Source organism: Corynebacterium pseudodiphtheriticum DSM 44287, assembly GCF_000688415.1.
GTDB lineage: Bacteria > Actinomycetota > Actinomycetes > Mycobacteriales > Mycobacteriaceae > Corynebacterium > Corynebacterium pseudodiphtheriticum.
Map to the genome: position 1 here is coordinate 128,603 of NZ_JIAH01000005.1, position 17,528 is coordinate 146,130.

Annotated in this window: 14 protein-coding genes and 1 tRNA gene; 4 read left to right on the top strand and 11 right to left on the bottom strand. The window is 54.9% G+C overall.

Annotated elements, in window-relative coordinates:
- Both O146_RS0101250 and O146_RS0101255 read right to left on the bottom strand, forming a co-directional pair.
- The gene (locus tag O146_RS0101250) at positions 1–1,350 is read right to left on the bottom strand and encodes a DUF418 domain-containing protein (RefSeq protein ID WP_051619183.1); all 1,350 of its coding nucleotides are present in this window, start codon (positions 1,348–1,350) and stop codon (positions 1–3) included.
- 100 nt (positions 1,351–1,450) lie between these two features.
- Positions 1,451–2,977 carry an adenylate/guanylate cyclase domain-containing protein gene (locus O146_RS0101255; protein ID WP_027017463.1) on the bottom strand — a complete coding sequence of 509 codons (1,527 nt, stop codon included), beginning with the start codon at positions 2,975–2,977 and terminating at the stop codon, positions 1,451–1,453.
- 43 nt (positions 2,978–3,020) lie between these two features.
- Between O146_RS0101255 and O146_RS0101260 the strand changes: the two genes are divergently transcribed.
- Positions 3,021–4,400: a DNA polymerase III subunit delta' gene (locus tag O146_RS0101260; RefSeq protein WP_244266783.1), complete on the top strand. Its 1,380-nt coding sequence runs from the start codon at positions 3,021–3,023 to the stop codon at positions 4,398–4,400.
- A gap of 141 nt (positions 4,401–4,541) precedes the next feature.
- Positions 4,542–4,617 (top strand) — tRNA-Thr (locus tag O146_RS0101265).
- Between the two features lie 799 nt (positions 4,618–5,416).
- Here the strand turns inward: O146_RS0101265 and O146_RS12050 are convergent.
- The 3 genes from O146_RS12050 to O146_RS0101285 form a co-directional block, all read right to left on the bottom strand.
- Entirely contained in the window at positions 5,417–6,007 is a 591-nt protein-coding gene (locus O146_RS12050; RefSeq protein WP_027017466.1) for an ATP-binding protein, read from the bottom strand.
- Positions 6,008–6,111: 104 nt separating this feature from the next.
- Positions 6,112–6,378: a hypothetical protein gene (locus O146_RS12540; protein WP_126849742.1), complete on the bottom strand. Its 267-nt coding sequence runs from the start codon at positions 6,376–6,378 to the stop codon at positions 6,112–6,114.
- A 668-nt stretch (positions 6,379–7,046) separates the two neighbouring features.
- Entirely contained in the window at positions 7,047–8,690 is a 1,644-nt protein-coding gene (locus tag O146_RS0101285; protein ID WP_051619184.1) for an AMP-binding protein, read from the bottom strand.
- 264 nt (positions 8,691–8,954) lie between these two features.
- On the opposite strand from O146_RS0101285, the gene O146_RS0101290 reads away from it, so the two are divergent.
- Positions 8,955–10,106: an S-(hydroxymethyl)mycothiol dehydrogenase gene (locus O146_RS0101290; protein WP_238632386.1), complete on the top strand. Its 1,152-nt coding sequence runs from the start codon at positions 8,955–8,957 to the stop codon at positions 10,104–10,106.
- A 5-nt stretch (positions 10,107–10,111) separates the two neighbouring features.
- Positions 10,112–10,729, top strand: a complete 618-nt coding sequence (locus O146_RS0101295; RefSeq protein ID WP_027017470.1) for an MBL fold metallo-hydrolase — start codon at positions 10,112–10,114, stop codon at positions 10,727–10,729.
- Positions 10,730–10,843: 114 nt separating this feature from the next.
- Here the strand turns inward: O146_RS0101295 and O146_RS0101300 are convergent, their stop codons facing one another.
- The 6 genes from O146_RS0101300 to O146_RS0101325 form a co-directional block, all read right to left on the bottom strand.
- On the bottom strand, positions 10,844–11,704 hold the full coding sequence (locus tag O146_RS0101300; protein ID WP_027017471.1) for a cytochrome c biogenesis CcdA family protein: 861 nt from the start codon (positions 11,702–11,704) through the stop codon (positions 10,844–10,846).
- Positions 11,705–11,721: 17 nt separating this feature from the next.
- Positions 11,722–12,663: a DsbA family protein gene (locus O146_RS10665; protein WP_035000464.1), complete on the bottom strand. Its 942-nt coding sequence runs from the start codon at positions 12,661–12,663 to the stop codon at positions 11,722–11,724.
- Between the two features lie 51 nt (positions 12,664–12,714).
- Positions 12,715–13,581 (bottom strand): glucose-1-phosphate thymidylyltransferase RfbA, encoded by an 867-nt coding sequence (gene rfbA / locus O146_RS0101310; protein ID WP_027017472.1) that lies wholly within the window; start codon positions 13,579–13,581, stop codon positions 12,715–12,717.
- Between the two features lie 6 nt (positions 13,582–13,587).
- On the bottom strand, positions 13,588–14,952 hold the full coding sequence (gene rfbD, locus O146_RS0101315) for a dTDP-4-dehydrorhamnose reductase (RefSeq protein ID WP_027017473.1): 1,365 nt from the start codon (positions 14,950–14,952) through the stop codon (positions 13,588–13,590).
- Between the two features lie 15 nt (positions 14,953–14,967).
- Positions 14,968–15,954 (bottom strand): dTDP-glucose 4,6-dehydratase, encoded by a 987-nt coding sequence (rfbB, locus tag O146_RS0101320; RefSeq protein WP_023018869.1) that lies wholly within the window; start codon positions 15,952–15,954, stop codon positions 14,968–14,970.
- Positions 15,955–16,155: 201 nt separating this feature from the next.
- Positions 16,156–17,280: an alpha/beta hydrolase gene (locus O146_RS0101325; protein ID WP_021352819.1), complete on the bottom strand. Its 1,125-nt coding sequence runs from the start codon at positions 17,278–17,280 to the stop codon at positions 16,156–16,158.
- Positions 17,281–17,528 lie beyond the last annotated feature (248 nt).

The following is a 17,528-nucleotide window of genomic DNA, read 5'->3' on the forward strand; positions in this document are numbered from 1 at the left end:
CTACGGGCTCGGAGTTTCAGCTGCTAAGCGTGCGCGCTTTTGCCGTTGAGACTCCAAGCGCGGGCGTGAACCAGGGCCGTAGCCGAGACGGCGGTGGATAGTTTCTAGCGGGCCATTCCACCCGAATGCTTCCCACAGCCACGCCCACAATAGCGTGGCCAACCACACCAAGAATGCAAGAACTGTCAGCCCAGTTACCGTTTGGCCTTCTGCCAAGTTCAGTGTGAACGGCAACACCAGGATCACGAAAAATACTGACTGGGCGACATAGCCCGACATGGAACGCTTCCCCAGCGCGATAAATGGCCGTAACAAGAATGGCACGCGCTGGGTTTCTGCATACTGTTTTTGCACACCATTACAGCCCAACGCGATAGCAGCAAGGATGCCTGGGCCGGTAAAAATCCCCAGAAAAACGTTTGCTGTCATCAGTGGATTGGCCAGCTCATGGTTAATGATCCCTAGTTCCGCCAGGCCCCACGGCAAGCCGATTCCGAGGCATATCAGAGCAGCGATAATGGCCCAGATTACGAGTTCTTTTCGGTGTGCATCTACGTCGGCAAGCACACCACGGCGCGCCCATATGAAGCCCAACAAAATCACTGGCAGTAGCGTGAAGGCGACAAAAAAGGCTTCTAAGGGGGCAAAGACAGCTAGAAAAAAGTTCCCGAATATGTATTCCAAGTAGTTACTGGTCGGCTCTGAGGCCTCCCCGACTGCAAAATTGGAAGGGCCTGCTACGTTGACCAGCGTAGACCCCATGCTGGCCAGCGCAATACCGATACCAGTCAAGGCATTGAGCGCAAAGAGAACCACAATAATCCAGCCCAGGGTCTTATTACGCAATGACAGCATGGTGGCGACGATCATCCCCATGACGCCGTAGGAGAACATGATGTCGCCGAAAAACAAGAAAATGATGTGCAGCAAGCCGAAGACGGCTAGGAAAAAGTAGCGGCGAGCGATGACCTGGCGGGCTCGAGAAAGTGGGAAGGATTTGTTCCACAGACTGATGGTGATCAAACCGATGCCGAATCCGAGCAGTGTGGAAAACATTGGTAGGCCGCGCACGTGCACGAACATTGCAGAAAAAAGCGTGAAGACGGTATCGAGTAGTGAACCGTCGGCATAGCCGCCGAAATAGGAAGACTCGATGTTCTCCGCGTGTGAGCTCGAGGTCTCTAGCGTCCACGCAGTCTGTATGTTTGCCAGCGCGATGCCTAGCAGTGCGATACCACGGGCGAAATCGGGGGCGATCATGCGTGGGGCAGGCGATGGTGGGTTCTGCGGTGCCGGGTTTTCCGGCGGTGGGGTGCTTGTTTGCGGGTGTGGTGCAGGCTGATTCTGCATAAAGGCTCCCAGTGTGGGTACTTCAGAGTTGAGTGTTTCGGCGCCATCCAAGCGCTAAAGGCAGGTTAGCAAAACCACAACACCGGCAAGTGCGATGCCGCTAGGAACGATCCGCCAACGTCGCCCGTACAGGACGAGCCAGTTGCGTCATCTCGCCTCGCCCGCGCAGCTCGATGGATTTCAAGAATGTCCAGCGGGATTGTTCTACTTCGTTGGCTCCGCGCAGGGTGACGGCGTTGGTCAGGATTTGCCCGGGGGTGTCTTTAGCGAGTTCGGTCAGGCGCGCAGCCTGGTTTACGGCGTCGCCGATGACGGTATATTCGAAGCGATCTGATCCTCCGATATGACCAGCGACGACGTGCCCGGTGGCCACGCCGATCCCAGCGTGCAGTGCCAGGCCTTTCAGCTCTTCTCGTAGCTCGCGCGCCGCCTGCAGTGCGAGTGAATTTGCATCAGTGAGCTGGAGCGGTGCACCGAATACAGCGAGTGCAGCATCGCCCTGGAATTTGTTGATGATACCCCGGTTACGATGGACACATTCGACAACGCGCTCGAAAAATTGGTTGAGCTCATCGACGACTTCTTCCGGAGTGTGAGTGACGGCAAACGTCGTCGAGCCAATCACGTCGACGAACAGGACTGCAACCTCGCGATCTTCGCCACCCAACTCGGGGCGTTCCTCTAAGGCTTTGGTTGCGACTTCCGTGCCCACATAGCGGCCAAATATGTCCCGCACACGTTCACGTTCTCGCAGGCCCTTCATCATTTCGTTAAAACCGGCCTGCAGAACGCCCATTTCGGAGCCGTCGTAAATATCGACGGCCACGTTGGATTCACCGCGGCGTACACGGTTGATGGCCTCCTGGAGCTCCTTAATCGGGTCAATTACGCTCATCATCGCAAACATGGTCCCGGTCAGGCCTGTGACGATGCCGGTGACTGCCATGAGCAGTACCGGAGGAATCAAATCAGCGGCGTTATCGGTGAAATAATTAGCTTGGTGTGCGAATAAGAGCAGCACGATGCCTAGGATTGGCACGCCGGTGGTCATGACCCAAGTGGTCAATAGCCGCACCTTAATGGGTGGTTCCAGAGTGGAGTCTTCAAAGCGCCTAGCCAGAGCTTCGGCCGCAACTGGGCGCACCAGCCGCTCTGCTTGCAGGTAGGTGATCAGGATGGTGATCATGCCCGTTAGGGAGGTTGCAACTGCGACGACGAGCCCTAGGCGGGCAGCGTAGTTTCCGGTCAGGATCGTGGCGACTAAGATGCCGATGATCCAGACGAACGCCGCCACCCCGGCTTGGTAAACCGGTATGCGCATAACGAGGTACCGCACCATGTTTCGGTCATGTTCCTCGGGGTTGCGTTGCCAGTCCAGAACCGGACGGAACAATAGGTAGGTGGCGCCCATGCCGACGAATACCGCGAAGACGAGGTAGGCTACGCCGACTGAGAGTAAATTGGGCACTTCGTCGGTGAAGTCCATGATTTCCGGCATTGGCAGGAAGAACCGCACGAATAGCATGATCGCGACGGCGCCGGTGATGTTTGCCCCTAGAACTGCGGTAGCAAACAGTGGCCATGAGGTGCCCCACAGCCATTTGATGCCACGCAGAAATCTGTTCATAACTTACTACAATAACTGTCGACTGCCCGGCTAGACTAGTGGCGTGAGTTATACGCGAGCTGCCACGGCAACCGACGACACACCTGCAACCGCAACACCAGCACCATCTGCCACAACTGGCGCCGATTCTGCACCTTCGGTCACTATCGCGGACCGCTTGCGGGACCACCCCCGGGTGCAAGAGACCATCATGGCTGCCGCTCGGGCAGCAGCACGGACACGGTCGCGGTCAGGTGTCGACAGTGGCGCAGTGCTTGCCGACGGGGCTGCAGCTGGTGCGTCAACTCAACCCCAAACCCAGATCGAGACCCGAGCTCAAGCACATGCGATGTCACATGCCTGGTTGTTCACTGGTCCGCCGGGGGCGGGCCGTTCCACCACGGCGTTGAACTTTGCCGCGGCTCTGCTCTGCGAAACCCCGGGAGCATATGGTTGTGGGGAATGCCAGGCGTGCCGGACCGCAATGACTGGCAAACATACGGATGTTGTGCATGTCGTGCCGCAAGAGTTGTCGATCGGAGTGGATTTCGTCCGCGAAAAAGTCGTGGCTTCTGCTGCTAAGCGGCCCACGGTTGGTGCCTGGCGTGTGGTGATTTTCGAAGACGCGGACCGGTTGACCGACGGCGCGGCGAATGCATTGTTGAAAACCATCGAGGAACCGCCTGCGCACACCGTGATCATTCTGTGTGCGCCGTCGACCGACCCGGAGGATTTCCCGCAGACGCTCCGGTCCCGTTGCCGACACTTGTACGTGCCTGCACTTCCAGTGGAGACAATTGTGCAGATGCTTGTCGACGAAGGCGCGAGCGAAAATCATGCCCGATTGGCGGCGCATACTTCGTTGCGCCATGTTGGCCGCGCCCGCAAGTTGGTCAACACCCCGGCGATCCAGCAGCGGCGTGCACAAGCCATCAACCTCGCGGAAGCTATCTTTCACGAATCCGGGGGCTTCCAGGCTGTCGGACAGCTGGTCAAAGCTGTAGAAAAAGAAGCGAAAGAAAGCTATGCCGAGGCGGATGAGGCGGAAAAAGAACGCCTGCGCAACGCCTTAGGTATGGGGGCGAAAGGCAAGGGTACGCAGAAATCTGTTTCTGGTGGTGCTGGTGACTTGCGCGAGTTGGAAAAGCAGCAGAAAAAGAGGCAGACCAGGCGTTTACGGGATGTATTGGATCTGGCCTTGGTTGATCTGGCTGGGATCTACCGGGACGCGCTGATGGTGAAACTGGGCGCAGAAGTTGATCTGACGCACCCGGATTTTCAGCCGCTGGCCTCGGAACTGGCTGAGCATTTGGATGAAGCGGGGTTGGTGGAATGCCAGGATGCTATTAGTCATTATCGTGAGCTTTTAGGCTTTAACGTCTCGCCACAGATTGCTTTTGATGGTCTGGTGGGGCGTTTGCGCTGCGCATACCGGGTGCACTAACTGTTACAGCCTCGCTGGTGTGGCGGTGTTAGTCCTGTCGTTTTTCATTGACGGCGACTATCGGCTAGAATGCCAGTGTTGCTGTGATTGTGCAGGAAGCCCGCTATGCGGGAATCTTTCACGACACCGCACAAGCAACGTGCCATCTTAGCTCAGTCGGTAGAGCAGCTCCCTCGTAAAGAGCAGGTCAAGGGTTCGATTCCCTTAGATGGCTCCACTACTCAAACTCTTATTCCTTTGCTATCCTTTGTGATTTTGTTGCTGCATGTGCCATAGGGGGTTGGCGCAGCGACATGAGTTTTCCACCTTTCAGCCGAAGCGCGGCCATTGACGACAAGGTGAAGGCTGTAATAAAAGCTGAAACATTTTATGTGAGCTTGTTAACAGCTGTGATACCGTGGCGTTGGGAATGAGGAGGAGATGATGCAGATGCAGAAAGTACTCGATTTTTTTGGGTTCACTTCACGTGCAGAAGGCTCAAATGAACAGCGAAGAAAATACGTCTTTGACGACCTGAGACCATCTCTCAGAGCTCTGGCCATAGTAGGAGCGCTGGGTCTTGCACTCCTTGTGGGATATATATCCCATCTTATTAATGCCAGTGTGGGTGGCTATAAGCTTATTCCTTTCTGGCTATTTCTACTTTCTTTTGCGGTTCTCATGAGACTAGGAATTCGATTTTGCTGGTTTCTTGAACAGAGAAGAAAGGAAGAATGAAAATTTCAAGCAGGCTGCTTCCCATAATGCACTTTATGTGGGTGCAGCTTGGTTATCCTTTGATGGATCGATTTATACGATAACGCGTAGAGCGCTGCCCTTGTCGTCCTTCCATCACCACGATTCCGGTTGTTTGCAGTTGTTTGAGTGCATACCGAATTTGGCCAGGACTGAGTCCTGGTATTGCCTCTACCAGCTCGGGAAACCTCATGGGTGCCTGGTTTAGCTGAGCGATGATAGCTGCGGTATTGCTTCCGTGCACTGATGAAAAATCTGACGTTCTACGCTGCTTCGTACCTTTATCCCGTGGTGTCTCGTGCGAAGTATCCCGCGGACGAAGTACCCCCGTCTTGGTAATAAGCTAGCTTGAGTGAGCTTAGTTCTGTGAGCAGATCATCTGCTTCGGACTGCCCGAGTGGGGCAAATTGCTTCCGTATTTGTCCTATTGACCAAGTCGCACCTTGCTCTAATGAAAGCAGTACCTCCATTTGAATAAGTGAGAGTTCTTGGTTGTGCGCGAGTTTTTGCGCGTGCTGGCGTTGTTCCGCGGATAATCGAGACTGTCTACGGAAAATTACTTTGAATTGTGCGCCGTTATCAAAAAATTGTGGACGAGTGAGATTGCTATCTCGGCAAGCTCGCAAGATTTCGGCGATGCCACCACCTTCGCCTTCGATCACCGAGCTGCCGTCTGAAGTCTTGACTTGTCGCATGAGGTCATACAAACGCTGGTTGACGGCAGATTTTGCCAGGTCTGAGCCCGTTAATTGTTCGATGCTGAGGCCATGAAGCCCGCCTGGGTTGGTGACGATGAGACGTTCACGAGTTAATCGAATTTCTACGCTTTTACCACCACCTAACGAGGCAGCGCTGAGATCGCGGTGAACCAACGCATTGGCTATCGTTTCTCTTATTGCGCGCAGTGGAAATTCGCTCCGTTTTTCATATGTCCACTGGTTTGATATTCGTCGATGGTGTCTGCATTGCGCGCTACTCACGCAACTGCATCTTCCAAAAGATCTGGAACAGCACCCTCAAAAGTTTCGATATTACGGTTTCGTGGTCCACCAAATCCTTCTGGCATTCGCACTGCGGCTGTAACTCGTAAAGCCGGCTCAGCCGCTTGTGGGAAAAATCCGAGCCCATACAGGCCAGAAACACTTAAAGTACCGTCGGGAAGAATAACTTTCAGGGTACGTAGCAAATCCGTATCATTAACTACCTGGGATAAACGCCGAGAATACTGGCGAACTTCTGCCATATATCGCGCAGTTAATTCACTATTCAAATCAGCGCGAGTAGTGCCAGGTACCGATTCAGAATCTGTTTCGTGGCTTCTTGCTGCTATGAGTGATGCATTCCGGATAAGCTGCAAATCGTTCGCGTTCGTTTCATAATCGCCATCGCTTTGCCTCAAATATGCTTTGCCACGGCCTTGATTATTGTTGCTGGTTCATTTATTCCAGTGACACTGAAGTTTGAGCCTTCATCGACACCGAGCAGCACCGTCCCATTTCACACTGTAAAGGGTGCAGTCACAGTGTAAAAGTGTCTAGTGGTCTCGGGTGCTTTTGCACTGTGATGTGCACCGTTGTTTCAGTGCTGGTGCCGGGATGATAACTTGGTATTCTGACCAGTGTTTTTGTGACTGCAGGCCTGTTCGGTGAAAGTGAATGTTCCGGTTTGTGAGTGACAATAATGTCATTGATAGACCCTCAAATCAGGTCACAGTGTAAAATGCACACTGTAAATCACAGTCTGAAGGTTGCAGACTGAAAACTGCACTGTGAATCCGCAGTGTGGGCTAGGTACGGGCCGCGGCCGTGATGGCAGGGCCCGCTTATAGCAAGCAGAAACCTCTAGCCAATAGAGTTAGCTAGCAAACCCCATCATCACCGGCGGCGCCGCGTCACTAGCAGTGCGCGGGTTTTAAGCCGACAGCTGGCGGGGGATTACCTTGCCGGTCGCGTTACGTGGCAATTCATCGACGAAGTGCACGTCGCGCGGTACAGAATGCTCCGCTAAACGGGTGCGCACCCATTCGCGGACATCGTCGGCAGAAATTTCCGGCCCGTCTGGATCTTTCACGATCCAGGCTGCGATGCGGCTAAATGTATCGTCGTCGTCCACGCCCTTGGCGTAGTGATCGGCAATACCCGGCATCGTGTCCAGTACGTTATCCACCGATGAGGGGTAGACGTTTTCGCCACCAACGATGATCATTTCGTCGGCACGACCCAGAACGTGCAGCATGCCGTTGCTGTCGATATAGCCGAGGTCTCCGATGGACTGCAGCATGCCGACGCGATCGAGTCTGTGTTTCGGGTTGGTATAACCCACCATTGTGGTCGCGTTGCGCAGATAGACTTTGCCGACTTTTCCGCGCGGAACTTCCTTGCCGTTGTCATCCAAGATTTTCAACAGAGTGCCGTTGGCGATGGATCCACCGATCGTGGGATTTTCTGCGACTTGTTGCGCGGTTGCAGCACTGGCCAAGGTGAGTTCGGTGGAGCCGTATATATTGGCCAAGATGGGGCCGAATCGTTCGATGGTATCCGTTGCCACCTGGGGAGTTAGCGCGTGGCCGGAGGAAGCGATGACCTTGAGCGAAGAAGCGTCATAATCCCAGGTGTTGTCGAGAGCAACCATCGATTTATAAAACACGGGTGAGGAAATCAGCACTTCACAGCGGTGTTCCTGGATGTCGCGCAAACAAGCCTCAGGGTCGAAAACCCGGCGAGTAACGACTGTAGAACGCAGCGCAAAGGCGATATTGAGCATCGCCCAGCCCCAGGTGTGGAAGATCGAAGCAGTCATTTGCACGTTTTGGCCGGCTTCCCACGGTATGGCGTCCAGGATCGTCGTCAAGACTGTGGGGAGTTTTGGTTCTGGGCGGGCAATGCCCTTAGGTACTCCGGTGGTGCCTGACGACATCAATACGATATTGCCGTGCTTCGGAAAGCGTGGCAGTTTGACATCGGTGCGGCGGTGAACGATCTCAGATAATACTGGGTGCTTGCCGGTCTCCTCACCACCTTCGTGGGCGATGACGACGTGTAGGCCGTCTGCGGCAGTGGAACCAGCTGCTGGCAGACGGTCAGCGAATTCACTGTCGATGACAAGCACGTTGATGTCATTTTCTTCGATGCACCCGGCAAGCTGTTCTGGCGAGGAACCGATATTGAGCAAAAATAGCGTCGCGCCCGCGTATCCCTTGGAGATCAATGGGGTGACGATACCGCGACCATTGCGGGCCATGATGCCCAAGCGGATCTCCTTGACAGGCAACTGGTGCAGGTACCGAGCGAAATTTTTGCTCTGTGTTTGCAGGTCACGGTAGCTAAGGGCGCCGTCGTCGTCGATAAGAGCGGTGCGGTCCGGTGACACTAGGGCTGCTTGCTCGATCTCACGGGCGGTGGTTAGCCAATAACGGGCGAGAATGCCAGGGCTGTGCACAAGCGCGGATATACCCTGTTGTGGTGCGATGATGCCGGACTTCCACAGAGCGGGAACGAGCTTTGCTAGCCCTTTGCCGTTGGTGGCAAGGTATTCCAGCCGGTCGCGCAAAGACACAAAATCACACCTTTAATAATCAGCTTGTCGGGATTAATACATATCCATGGCGCACGCCGAGACGCTGCGAGTACCAGGTGGTTACCGGGGACCCAACTAATGGCCAGGATAATAGTTTCTGCTTGGAAAATTACACTACAACTATCGCCACATTAGCGATAATTCGTTACAGATTTCAGGTCAGAGGGATTCGGTACGACTCCGGGCGGATGTGGCGCATTCACGATTAGTGACGGGACAACAAACACAGGTAAGATTGTTGGCATGACACATAGTGAAGCTCTTATAGAAGACCAGAAAAACACCTCTGCTGGCCAATCCCAGCAAACCGTTAAAGGCGTCATCGCGCGCTCGAAAGGTGCAGAAGTCGAGACCGTCGACATTGTCATCCCGGCTCCTGGCGCACATGACGTCGTTGTTGCCGTGAAAACTTGTGGTATCTGCCATACCGATCTGGCTTACCGCGATGGCGACATTGAAGATGCCTACCCATTCCTGTTGGGCCATGAAGCTACTGCAGTCGTCGAATCCGTCGGCAGCGAAGTTTCCCACGTCAAAGTTGGCGACACCGTCGTATTGAACTGGCGCGCTGTGTGCGGCGAATGCCGGGCCTGCAAGAAGGGCCAGCCACGTTACTGCTTCGATACCCACAATGCTTCTAAGCCAATGACGCTTGCCGACGGCACCGAGCTCACCGCAGCGTTGGGCATCGGCGCTTTGGCAGAAAAGACACTGGTACACGAAGGGCAGTGCACCGTGATTGATTCGGAGGCCGACGCGGCTGCTTCTGGCTTGCTGGGCTGCGGCGTTATGGCCGGCCTCGGAGCGGCTGTGAATACCGGTGAAGTTACTCGTGGTGAATCCGTGGCTGTGTTCGGCGTCGGTGGCGTCGGCATGGCAGCTATTGCCGGTGCCAGCTTGGTGGGCGCACGCAAAATCATTGCGGTGGACCTGGATGCGCAGAAGCTCGAGCGTGCCCGCGAAGAATTCGGTGCGACCCATACGGTGGATGCCAGTGGCAAGTCGGAAGAAGAAGTTATCGAAGCAGTCCGTGAGCTCACCGATGGCTTTGGTCCTGATGTCACCATCGACGGTGTCGGTATTCCAGCTACTACCCGACAAGCTTTCTACTCCCGTGATCTTGCCGGACGCATGGTCATGGTGGGTGTTCCTGGGCCAGATGCGAAATTCGAGGTTCCAGCTATTGACTTCTTCTCTCGCGGCGGCGCGTTGAAGCCATCCTGGTACGGCGATTGCCTGCCAGAGCGTGACTTCCCGTTGTACGCTGATTTGGCTAAGCAGGGACGCTTCCCACTGGACAAATTCGTTGACGAACGCATTACCCTGAATGATGTAGAGAAAGCATTCGCAACCATGAAGGCAGGCAAAGTCCTGCGCAGCGTAGTAGAGGTGTAACACACATGCGTATTGACCATCTAGTGACTTCTGGAAAGTTCAAACTCGACGGCAATGAATGGGACGTCGACAACAATGTCTTCATCGTCGGCGACCAGGATTGCTGGATCATCGACCCTTCGCATGAATTCGATACCATCGTCGGCGCCGTGGAAAACCGTAACGTCAAAGGCATTATTTTGACGCATGGCCACAGCGATCACGTCGATATTGCCCCGCAGGTCGCGGATCATTTCGGGGTGGAAATGTATATGCACCCAGATGACGAGATGCTGTGGGAAGAAGCCAACGGCGATCGTTCATTCGCCCGTCTTGCCGACGGCGACACCTTCGACGTAGAAGGCAGCACGCTGAAGGTTCTACACACCCCGGGACACTCGCCAGGTTCCTGTGTGTTGTACTGCGAAGATGAAGCAAAGATCTTTGCCGGCGATACCCTGTTTTCTGGTGGGCCGGGTGCAACCGACAAGAAGTACTCGGATTTCGGGACCATCATTGAGTCGCTGAAATCCAAGGTATTCACCCTGCCGGACGAAACTAAGGTCTTGCCCGGCCACGGTGATTTCACAACCGTCGGTGAAGAATTCTCGCGCCTCGACGAATACATCGAGCGCGGCTATTAAGCACTCTCGTGCCTCGATGAATGATCGAGCGCGGCTATTAAGCACTCTCTGAGCGCTGGAAGCACTACGCTCAGCGCTCAGAGTTCTGCGGTTATTGGACGCACAGTCCGATGACTATTGTGAGACGTCAGCAGCTGAAGTTTTTGTGCTGCTGGCGTCTTTATCTTTATCGTCTTTTTTCCGCAGCCCCATAATCAGCACAATGATGATCAACGCTACGAGCACGATGATCGCTAATGTGAGGTCGGACAAGTGTGCAAACTGCATGACCCATTCCTGAATACGTGCTTGCGCGTCGGTGCTTAGCGGCCCGCCCCAGGCCGAGGTGCCGTGGCTGAAGATGAACAAGAAGCCGATGGCAATAAATAACGCACCGGAGATCATGGAAACCAGGTGGGTGGTGAATGGGCCGATTTTGATTGGCTTTGGGCGCATTTTGGTGCCCAAGTCCATCTTTTCCCACAATAAGGCGAGAACGAACAGTGGGATGGCCATGCCGACGGCATACGCTGCCATGATCGCCGCGCCGTACCAGACAGATGCGGAAACCGCAGCGGTGGTCAGCACCGCACCCAGCAATGGACCGGCGCAGAAACCAGCAAAACCATAAACCGCACCTAGAAAGAAGACCGAGCCAGGGCCGGAACCCTTGGCCTTCGACGAGAGGTTAGAAAAGGGCAGGCTGAATCCTCCACCAAAGAAAGTGTAGATGCCGAGTGCAATGATGATGATTCCGCCAATCAGGATGATCGTGGACCGGTGATCAACCATGAACGCACCAATGCTGCCTACACCCGCCCCGATAGGCACCAGAACGGTGATGAGACCAGCCAAAAAGACCAAAGTCTTGAATACCAAATGGCGGAGTGAATCGAAGGCATAAGCGAAAAATGCTGGTAGCAGTAATGCTGAGCACGGGCTGATCAGCGAGAGCACTCCCGCGAGCAAGGCACCAAAAAGACCAACTTCAATCATCTATCAGCCCAACCTTTCTACTTGGATTTAGGGTGAGGCACGGTGCCGTCGGCAACCTTGGCTAGCTGGCGGTAAACCTCATCTTCGAAAACTTCATAGGGTTGTGCGCCAGAAATGAAGCGATCACCAAGAATAAATGCTGGGGTACCGCGCATGCCGATGGACGATGCGTAGTGCAGAGCCTGGCGCACCACATCGCGGTATTCCTCGTTTTCGATTTCTGTGCGGAATTTCTCCAGATCTTCTATGCCAGCCTCTTTGGCAAAACGCACATAGTCAGCAACGTCATAGCCAGGGTGGCCGCCGGTCTGGTTGTCGTAGGTGTTGTTGTAGAGCACATCATGAAATTCATAGAACTTACCCTGGTTACCAGCGGCGCGGCCTGCCTGTGCGCCAGTTTCCGCATGTGGGCCATTAACCGGCAAGTCATTCCATTCGATGCGCAGTAGACCAGTGTCTACGAATTTTTCTTTCAACTTCGGAGCGGTCTCAACCGCGAATCGGGTGCAGAAAGGGCACTCAAAATCGGAAAATTCTGACAGCACCACCGGTGCATCGAGAGCACCCATCGCAAAAGGATCTTCGGCATTACGACGATGCACGTTCAAAATGTCGTCATTCGACGTGATCTCGGCACCAGGGCCGATGACGGTTGGATCCGGGGAATTTGGTCGTGAGAAATCTGTGCCGGGTTCTACCTGTTTGGCGAGCTCGCGGGCTTGTTCTGGGGAGTATTCACCACCCGGCATAGGAGTCGACTGCGAATCCGAGTTACCAGACTGTGCGGAGCTTGGGGCCTGTGGACCGTGCATCGCATCTTGGCCACCGGCGCTCGTGGATTCATCGCCGCCGGAGCGTACCACGGCGACGACAATGAGCACGGCCAGCGCCACTACCAGGGCGATTAACGTCCAGAGAAGCGCGGGCTTGCGCTGGAAAGCGTTACGTGAAGAGGACATTTCAACCTTCGTCTATCGGGAACTGACAGGCGGGTTGGGCCTGCGAGCACATTAATCTTCCCTGGCTGCGCGCTCTAAATAAGAGCCATAGCCGGACTTGATTAATGGTTGCGCTAAGTCCAACAATTCCCGGGCGCTAATAAATCCCTCTCGGTAGGCAGAAACTTCCGGGGATCCGATGATAACTCCGGTGCGTTTTTGTAAAACCTCCACGTACGCTGCAGCTTCGGACATCGAGTCCACGGTTCCTGTGTCTAACCACACATCTCCGCGTTGCATTCGTTGGACAGATAATTGCCCCCGGTTGAGGTATTCCTCGTTGATCGCTGTGATCTCAAGTTCGCCGCGCGCCGAAGGCTTGATCGATTTGGCGATCTCTACAACTGAGTTGTCGTAAAAATACAAGCCGACCACAGCATAGGGTGACGTTGGGTTGGCCGGTTTTTCTTCGATGGACAGCGCACGGCCTGCTGGAGAGAACTCGACGACGCCGTAACGCTGCGGGTCAGCAACTTCATAGGCGAAAATAATTCCCCCTTGGGGGTCATGGCATTGTGGTAGCGCCCCAGAAAATCCATGACCATCAAAAATATTATCCCCCAGCACCAAAGCAACGTCGTCATCGCCAATGAAGTCTTCGCCGATCAAAAATGCTTGCGCAAGCCCCTCTGGACGCGGTTGAATCTCATAATCCAACAGCAGCCCCCACTGCGAGCCGTCGCCAAGCAAACGCTGAAAAGCAGGCGCATCCTCTGGGGTGGTGATGATCAGAATTTCCCGAATCCCGGCCTGGATTAGCGTGGACAGCGGGTAGTAGACCATCGGCTTGTCGTAGATCGGCATGAGCTGCTTAGAAATCCCCTGCGTAATCGGGTACAGCCGCGTGCCGGAGCCGCCTGCCAGGATGATGCCTTTCATAGCCACCTATGTTGCCAGATACAGCGCGAGGCTGGCGCGCCAATTGCTGGGCTGAAAACCAGTGGCTTTGATTTTGCTTAGGTCCAGGGTAGATTCTGCAGGTCGGGCGGCCTGGTCCTGGCCGTATTCTGCACTGCTAACCGGGGTGACATCAGCAGGGTCGCCACCGCAGCCAATAAAAACGGCCATGGCGATCTCATCCCGTGAAGCCGTATCGCCATCCGAGCTCAAGTTGTACACGCCATAAGGAGCACCGGTATCTAACAAATGTATGATGCCCCGTGCCAGATCCCGGGCGTCCGTTGGCCGACCGCGCTGGTCACAAACCACCTTGGGCTTCTTTCCGGCACGGGCGAGAGCAGCCATGGTGGCAATGAAATTTCCGCCATCGCCAAAAACCCAAGAGGTACGCACCACGTAATGCCGCGGGGTTGTCTGCGCTGCGGTATCTCCGGCGGCTTTGCTAGCACCATAAGCAGACAGCGGGGAAGCGATTTCATCTTCTCCGTGGATCTCGTGCTGGCCGTCGAAAATATAATCCGAGGACACATGCACCAAAGTCAGGTTGTGCTCGTTAGCGATTGTTGCCAGTTTGGCCGGGGCGGCAGCGTTGACGGCCCAGGCCCCAGCCCGGTCGGTTTCGGCGCCGTTGACGTCGTTATAAGCAGCGGTATTAATGATCGCTTGGTACTGTCGCCAGTCTCGAGCCGGAGGAGCAGTGATGTCGAACTCCGTGCGTGAACAAAACTCCACGTGATTATGGTTCCGCAGGGCGTGGCGCAGCGCCTTTCCTAGTTGCCCGTCGGCACCGGTCACCAGAATCTTCCGGGGTGGCATCGGGATAGCGTCGGCAAGCTGCGGATGCTGGCGATCTTTGTCGGAGATTTCGCTCGGCTTCAGCGGCCAATCGATCATATCCAGGTTCACGCTGGTGTAGTTGGCCTCGGGGGAATAGTGGTCATTAACCAGGTAAGTGTAACTGGTGGCGTCGTGCAGAGCTTGAAAACCATTCGCGACACCCCGGGGAACAAAGACCGCAGTATCTGGTTCGATGCGCTGCGTGACGGTTGCGCCGTACGTCGGTGAGTCTGCGCGCAGATCACACCAAGCACCAAACACAGCACCGGTGGCTACAGAAACGAGCTTATCCCACGGTTCAGCGTGTAAACCGCGGGTGACGCCGGCTTTTTCGTTAAACGAAATATTGTTTTGTACTGGTCCGAAATCAGGTAGCCCCGCGGCGACGAAAGCTTGCCGCTGCCAGTTTTCTTTAAACCACCCGCGGGTATCTTTATGCAGCTCGAGATTAATAATCAGCAGGCCATCGATGTCCGTGGTATGTACTTGTGCACCACGATGCTCTGGTGTCATTTTCGCTGTCACTGCTTATTGCCCTCGCTTTGCGTAATTGTTTTCCACTGCTTCTTTAGCGTCCTGCCACCACGTGCGATGGCTGCGGTACCAGTCGATCGTGCTCTCCAAGCCCTCCCGCAAATCAGTGTAGTGTGGCCGCCATCCCAGCTCTTCAGTGATTTTTCTGGGGTCGATAGCATAGCGTTGGTCGTGTCCCGGGCGGTCGGCGACGTGTTCGAAGCCTGTTGCGCCATCGCTGCCCATGAGTTCACAAATGAGCTGGATTACCGAGAGATTGTTGGCTTCGCCGTGAGCGCCAATATTGTAAGTCTCACCAATCTTGCCACGTTCTAGGATTGCGTGCACCGCCCGATTGTGGTCGTCGACATGAATCCAGTCGCGTACTTGTGCACCCGTGCCGTAGAGCTTCGGCGTGCGGCCAGACAGAATATTGGTAATTTGGCGAGGGATGAATTTCTCTATGTGCTGGTAAGCGCCATAGTTATTGGAGCAGTTCGAGATTGTTGCGCGGATGCCGAAGGAACGCACCCAAGCACGGACCAGGTGGTCGGAACCGGCTTTGGTTGCAGAATAAGGGCTGGAAGGCCGGTATGCGGTGGACTCGGTGAATTGTTCGCCGGAATCGAGTGCGAGATCACCGAAAACCTCGTCGGTAGAGATGTGGTGAAAACGCTTATCGTACTTCCGCACCGCCTCGAGCAGGCAATACGTGCCGACGATGTTGGTCTGCACGAACGGTGATGGGTCGCGCAGAGAATTGTCATTGTGGGATTCGGCGGCAAAATGCACCACGGTGTCCGCACGTTGCACTAGCTTGTCGACGAGCCCCGCATCAGCGATATCGCCAACTACAAGTTCGCAGTCAATTCCATTCAGGTTGGCGCGGTTGCCGGAATAAGTCAGTTTATCCAGCACGATTACGTGGATTTCGGGATACAGTTTGCGGGTTAGGCGCACGAAATTGGTGCCGATGAACCCGGCTCCGCCGGTGACAAGCATGGTGGACATGCCACTAGTTTAAGGCAGGTCCGATAGCTGGCAAGGGATAGTAGAAAGTTCGGCAAGGCCTGGTAGAGCCTGGCATGACAAAAAATCACTACCCGTGCAATACACAAAGACCACAATCACCGGGTGCCTGGCGATTGTGGTCTGCTGAATCAGCGATGCTATTTGATGCTGTTCCTAGCGCTGGTTCTGGTCTTATTGCTCGATGCCGAATGCGTTTGCAAAGGTTGGCCAGGAGGTGCGCAGGTCATCCTGCCAGTAGGACCAAGTGTGGGTGCCAACTGCTGGCTTGTGGTGATGCACCGGAATGCCCAAGTGGTTCAGCTTGGCCACGAAGCGGTGGGTGCAGGCGTTGGTGACAGCTTCGATACCGCCGCCGGCGATAGCGAGGTTGGCCTGGTTGGCCGACAGAGCTTGTTCTGGGATGCCCTGTGCGCGCAGACCTTCTGCAGTCTCGCGTTCACCAATCAAACCGGTGGCGTTAGAAACGTAGATCGCGGTGCCACGCAGGAACTCAGCCTGTAGCAGGGCGTCGTTTTCCAGTGCGCGTTGTGAACCCATTGGGCCCCAGACCTGATCTGGGTGTGCGCCGCCGCGGTTGACGGTCAGCCCAACAGAAGCACGTCCAATAGGGGAGTTGGTTTCAGCACAACCCGAGAACGAGCCGGTGGCGTCGAACATGCCTGGGTTGTGAGCGGCCAGCAAAAGCGAGCTGGTGGCAGACATCGACATGCCAGCAATGCCACGCTTACCGTTTGCGCCCAAGTAATTCTCGATTGGTCCAGGAAGCTCGTTGATCAGGAAGGTCTCCCACTTCTGTGGGCCTTGCAGGTATTTGCTACCGGTAGGGGTTTCGTTCCAGTCTGTGTAGTAAGAAAACGCACCGCGCATAGGAATGACGACGTTGATGTTCTTTTCCAGGTAGAAATCAACCACATCGGTTTGTGCGATCCAGTTGGCGGACTGCTCGCCACCACCGGCACCATTAAGCAGGTACAGGGTTGGGCGTGGGCCAGCTGATTCATCAGCCTTGATTGTTACGACCGGGATCTTCCGGTCCATGGAAGGCGAGTAGACCGTGACTTCCTGTACGCGGTTGCCCTTCTCCGCAATGACTTGACGCCAAGATTCGTCGTCGAATTCTGCTGGCAGGATTTCCTCGCTGACAGTGCCAGCCGGAATGGTGTTCTCGGCGGCTGGTTGCTGAACAGCACCTTGGGCGATGCCAGCTTGTGGGGCCGGTTGGGCAATGCCAGATACCGGGGTCAGCGCCAATGTGCTGATTGCAGCGGCGGCAACGGCGACGTTGCGAAGTTTCATGCGTGATCCTTACACAGTGTGAAGACTTAAACGGTGAAGACTTAAACGTGGAAACGTAAAACTCAATAACAGTTGGATAGTAGCTTAGCGTATGGCGAGTATTAGGGACATGTCTTCCGCTAATCGCGTGCGCTATTGAATATGTCGTCCTAAGCGGGCTCTTTGTTACTTCGGTGTTTTGTTACTGAACTGTTCTGGTACTGCACTGTTATGTTGCTGCACTGTTTTATTACTCCGCTGTTAAGATT